General features: G+C 76.0%; 2 protein-coding genes. Both read right to left on the bottom strand.

Annotation, left to right across the window (positions count from 1 at the left end; translation table 11 throughout):
- A partial coding sequence (locus ACFCX4_RS34400) for a beta-ketoacyl synthase N-terminal-like domain-containing protein (RefSeq protein ID WP_376151100.1) occupies window positions 1-4,562 on the bottom strand: 4,562 nt, incomplete at its 3' end.
- Window positions 4,563-4,637: 75 nt separating this feature from the next.
- Window positions 4,638-5,397 (bottom strand): phosphopantetheine-binding protein (locus ACFCX4_RS34405; RefSeq protein WP_376151102.1); only part of this gene is annotated, 760 nt, incomplete at its 5' end.

Genomic DNA, 5,397 nt, shown 5'->3' on the forward strand with positions numbered 1-5,397 from the left:
CCGGGGTGCAGTGCGGCGAGGTCGGTGAGGCCGTACCAGGCGGTGAGGTAGACGATCGGGGTGGCGGCGGCCTGCGCGAACGACCAGCCCGCCGGGACCCCGGTGAGCAGCCGGGCGTCGGTGACCGTGGTGGGGGCCATCGCCCCCGTCAGCAGCCCCATCACCCGGTCGCCGACGGCGATTCCGCTGACGTCCGGGGCGACCTCGGTGACGACGCCGGCCCCCTCGGAACCGATCGGCGCATCGCCCGGGTACATGCCGAGCGCGATCATCACGTCGCGGAAGTTCAGACCGGCCGCCCGCACCGAGATCCGGACCTCGCCGGCGCCGAGCGGGCGTCCGGCCTCCTCGTCGGGCAGCAGGGCCAGGTTCTCCAGCGTGCCCTGTTCGGTGACGTTCAGCCGCCAGGCGTCGCCGGCGGGCCGTGCGAGCCCGGCCTCGGTGTGACGGACCAGCCTGGGGACCAGCAGCCGGCCCTCGCGCAGTGCGATCTGCGGCTCGTCGGCGCCGATCGCGGCGGCCAGCGCGGCGCCGGGGTCGGCGTCCTCGCGGTCGGTGTCGACCAGCAGGAAGCGGCCCGGCTGCTCGGACTGCGCGGAGCGCACCAGGCCCCACACCGCCGACAGCACCGGGTCGCCGCCGCGGTCGCCGGGCAGCACCGGGACGGCGCGGTGGGTGAGGATCGCCAGCCGGCCGCCGGCGAACCGGTCGTCGGCCAGCCAGGTCCGGAGCAGGGCGAGCACCCGGCCGGTGACGGCCGTCGTGTCCTCGCCGGCCCCGGCCGCGACCGGGACGACCACGGCCGCCGGGACGGCCGTCAGCGCGGCGAGGTCCCCGGTGCGCACGTACTCGGCCGGCGCGGTGTCCGCCTCGGCGGTGTGCGCGTTCCACGCCACCCGGTAGAGGTTCCCGGCCGCGGCCGGGCCCGCCTCGACGGCCGCGGCGCGGCGCAGGGTGAGCGCGCCGACGGAGAGCACCGGGGTACCGGCCGGGTCCACGGCGCCGAGCGCCAGCGTGTCGGCGGCGGCCGACGGTGTGAGGGTGACCCGCAGCACGGTGGCACCGGTGGCCCGCAGGGTCACGTCGGCCCAGGTGAAGGGGATGCGGGTGTGCACGTCGTCCGGGGCGAGCCCGAGGGCGTGCAGGGCGGCGTCGAGCAGGGCGGGGTGGACGCCGAAGCCGGTGGTGTCGGTGCCCTCGGGCAGGGCGACCTCGGCGTACCAGGTGTCGCCGTCGCGCCAGGCGGCCCGCAGTCCCCGGAACACCGGACCGTAGGCGAGGCCGTGGTCGGCGAGGCGCTCGTACAGGCCGTGGAGGACGGCCGGTTCGGCGCCGGCCGGCGGCCAGTCGGCGGTCGGCGCCGGCCCGGCCGGGGGCGCGACGGCGGGAACGAGGGTGCCGCCGGCGTGGCGGGTCCAGACCAGGTCGAGCTGCTGCTCGTCGCCGTCCTCCGGGGCGGAGTGCACGGTCAGCGCGCGGCGGCCCTGCTCGTCGGCGTCGCCGACGACGACCTGCAGCCGGACGGCGCCGGTCGCGGTGAGCACCAGCGGGGCCTCCAGCGTCAGCTCCTCCACCGTGTCGCAGCCGACCTGGTCGGCCGCGTACAGGGCGAGGTCCGCGAAGGCGGTGCCGGGCAGCAGGATCGAGTCCTGCACCCGGTGCTGGGCCAGCCAGGGCTGGGTGGCGGCGGAGATCCGGCCGGTGAGCAGCAGGCCGTCGCCCTCGGCGAGGCCCACCACGGCACCCAGCAGGGGGTGTCCGGCGGTGCCGAGCCCGGCACCGCCGACGTCCCCGCCCGAGGTGGGGCGCAGCCAGTGGTGGACGCGGTCGAACGCGTACGTCGGCAGTTCCTCGGCCGGTACCCGGCCGGCGCCGGGCGTCGTCACGGCGGCCCAGTCCGGACCGGCGCCGTGGGTGTACGCCTTCGCCAGCGCTTCGGTGTGGCAGAGGGTTTCGCTCCGTCCGCGGTGCTGGGTGTGCAGGGTGGCGATGCCGTCGGTGGGGAGGGTTTCGGCGGTCAGGGCGGTGAGGACGGGGTCGGGGCCGATCTCGACGTAGGTGGTGGTGCCGCGGCGGTGGAGTTCGGTGAGGCCGTCGGCGAAGCGGACGGCGCCGCGCAGGTGGCGCACCCAGTAGTCGGCGTCGAAGGTCCCGACCTCCCGGCCGTCGACGTTGGAGACGACCGGCAGGACCGGCCGGCCGTACGTCAGCTTGTCGGCCTCGGTGCGGAACTCCTCCAGGATCGGGTCCATGTGGGGGGAGTGGAAGGCGTGGCTGACCTTGAGGGCGGAGGTCTTGCGGCCCTGGGCCTTCCAGTGGGCGGTGAGGGCTTCGACGGCGTCGGTGTCGCCGGAGATCACGACGGAGGTGGGGGAGTTGACGGCGGCGAGGGTGGTGCCGGGGGTGAGGGTGGGGGTGATCTCGTCCTCGGTGGCCCGGATCGCGGTCATGGTGCCGCCGGTGGGGGCGGACCACATGAGGCGGGCGCGGGCGTTGACGAGGGTGCAGGCGTCCTCCAGGGAGAGCACGCCCGCGCAGTGCGCGGCGGTCAGCTCGCCGATCGAGTGGCCGATCAGCAGGTCGGGGCGCACGCCGTGGTGGACCAGCAGGCGGAAGAGGGCGCTCTGGTAGGCGAAGAGGGCGGGCTGGGCGTGCCGGGTCTGCTGGAGGGCGTCGGCGTCCTCGCCCCACATCACCTCGCGCAGGCCGGGGGCGAGGTGGGCGAGTGCGGCGTCCAGGGCCTCGGCGAACACCGGGTGGGCGGCGTGCAGTTCACGGCCCATGCCGAGCCGCTGGGAGCCCTGCCCGGAGAACAGGAACGCCGTCCTGGCGCCCTCCGGGGCCGTGCCCCGCAGGACGTCGGCGGACTCGCCGTCCCCGGCCAGCGCCGCCAGGGCGGTCAGCAGTCCGTCGCGGCCGGCCGCGAGGACGGCCGCCCGGTGGGGGAAGTGCGCACGGGTCAGGGCGAGGGTGCGGCCGAGTGCGGCCGGGTCCAGACCGGGGCGGGCGGTGGCGAAGGCGTGCAGCCGGGCGGCCTGGGCGCGCAGCGCGGCGGGGGACTTCGCGGAGAGGGGCAGCAGGGCCGGGCCGGTCTCCCCGGCGGGCGCCGGATCCGGTTCCGTCCCCGGCGCTGTGTCCGGTTCCGCGTCCGGCTCCGCACCGGGCCCGGGGTCCGGCTCGGGGGCCTGCTCCAGGATGACGTGGGCGTTGGTGCCGCTGATGCCGAAGGACGAGACGGCGGCCCGGCGGGGGCGCTCGGTCCTCGGCCACTCCACGGCCTCGGTGAGCAGTTCGACGTCACCGGCCGACCAGTCGATGTGCGGGCTGGGCTCGGTGACGTGCAGGGTCTTCGGGATCACCCCGTGCTGCATCGCCATGATCATCTTGATCATTCCCGCGACGCCGGCCGCGGCCTGGGTGTGCCCGATGTTGGACTTGATCGACCCCAGCCGGACCGGGCGGCCCTCGGCCCGGCCCCGGCCGTAGGTGGCGATGACCGCCCGGGCCTCGATCGGGTCGCCGAGGGTGGTGCCGGTGCCGTGCGCCTCGACCGCGTCCACGTCGGCGGTGGTCAGTCCGGCCGCCGCCAGCGCGGCCTGGATGACCCGTTGCTGGGCCGGGCCGCTGGGCGCGGTCAGGCCGTTGCTGGCGCCGTCCTGGTTGACCGCGGAGCCGCGGATCAGGCCGAGGATCCGGTGGCCGTTGCGGCGCGCGTCGGAGAGCCGCTCCAGCAGCAGCAGGCCCGCGCCCTCGCCCCAGCCGGTGCCGTCCGCCGAGGCCGAGAACGCCTTGCAGCGGCCGTCGGCGGACAGCCCGCGCTGCTTGCCGAACTCCACGAACGGGCTCGGCGAACAGATCACCGTGACACCGCCGGCCAGCGCCAGCTCGCACTCGCCGGAGCGCAGCGACTGCGCCGCCAGGTGCACCGCCACCAGCGAGGCCGAGCAGGCCGTGTCGATCGAGACCGACGGGCCCTCCAGACCGAAGGTGTAGCTGACCCGGCCGGACGCCACCGAGGTGGTGGTGCCGGTGGCGAGGTAGCCCTCCAGGTCCTCCGGCACCGGACGGGCGTCCGCGCCGTAGTGCTGCGGGATCACGCCGGTGAAGACGCCGGTGCGGCTGCCGCGCAGTGCGGCGGGGTCGAGGCCTGCGCGTTCGAAGGTCTCCCAGGCGGTCTCCAGCAGCAGCCGCTGCTGGGGGTCGGTGGCGAGGGCCTCGCGCGGGGACATCCCGAAGAACGCCGGGTCGAAGCCGCCCGCGCCGTCGACGAACCCGCCGTGCCGGGTGTACGTGGTGCCCGGGTGGTCCGGGTCCGGGTCGTACAGCCGGTCGAGGTCCCAGCCGCGGTCGCGCGGGAACTCCCCGATCGCGTCCGTGCCGGAGGCCACCAGCTCCCACAGCTCGTCGGGGGAGGTCACGCCGCCGGGCAGCCGGCAGCTCATGGCCACCACGGCGATCGGCTCCTGGCGCTCGGCCTCCAGCTCGTGCAGCCGTCGGCGGGCCTGCCGGAGGTCGGCGGTGGCGCGCTTCAGGTAGTCGCGGAACTTCTCTTCATTCGCCATGCGGTTCAACCCTCAAAAGACGTCGGAGTATCCGGGGCGGCCTGCTTCAGGGGCGGGGCCTGGTTCAGGAGATCCCTAGAACCCGAGTTCGCTGTCGAGCGCGTCGAAGAGCTCGTCGTCGGTGGCCGTCTCCAGGTCGGCCCCGGACTCGTCGGCGGACAGCGTGCGGAGAAGTGCCTGGAGGCGGGCGGTGACGGTGCGGTGGTGCTCGTCGGCCAGCGGTCCGCCGGTCAGGGCGGCCTCCAGCCGGTCCAGCTCGGCGAGCGCGGGCGGCCGCTCCTGCGCCCCGTCGGCCGGGGCGAGTTCGTCCGCCACGTGGGCGGCGAGCGCGGCCGGGGTGGGGTGGTCGAAGACCAGGGTGGCGGAGAGCCGGAGCCCGGTGGCCCGGTTGAGGCGGTTGCGCAGCTCCACGGCGGTCAGCGAGTCGAAGCCGAGCTCCTTGAAGGTGCGTTGCAGGCCGATGGTGTCCTGCGCGCCGTGGCCGAGGACGGTGGCGATGTCGGCGAGCACGGTCTCCTGCACCAGGGCGCGGCGCTGCTCGGCGCCCAGACCGGCGAGCCGGCTCTGCAGCGAGGGGCCGCTCGCGGTGGCCGCCGCGGCGGTCCGCCGGACCCGCACCAGCGCGCTCAGGATCGGTGGCAGCCCGCCCGCCGCGGCCCGCAGCCGGCCGGTGTCGATGAGGGCCGGCACCAGGTTCGGCGTGCGCCGGGCGAGCGCCGAACTGAACAGCTCCAGGCCGCGCTCCGAGGGGAGCGGCGTCAGGCCGGTCTGCCGGATCCGGGAGAGCTGGGCGGCGTCCAGGTGCTCGGTGATGGCGCTGCTCTGCTCCCAGAGC

The organism is Kitasatospora sp. NPDC056327 (assembly GCF_042261735.1).
Classification (GTDB): domain Bacteria; phylum Actinomycetota; class Actinomycetes; order Streptomycetales; family Streptomycetaceae; genus Kitasatospora.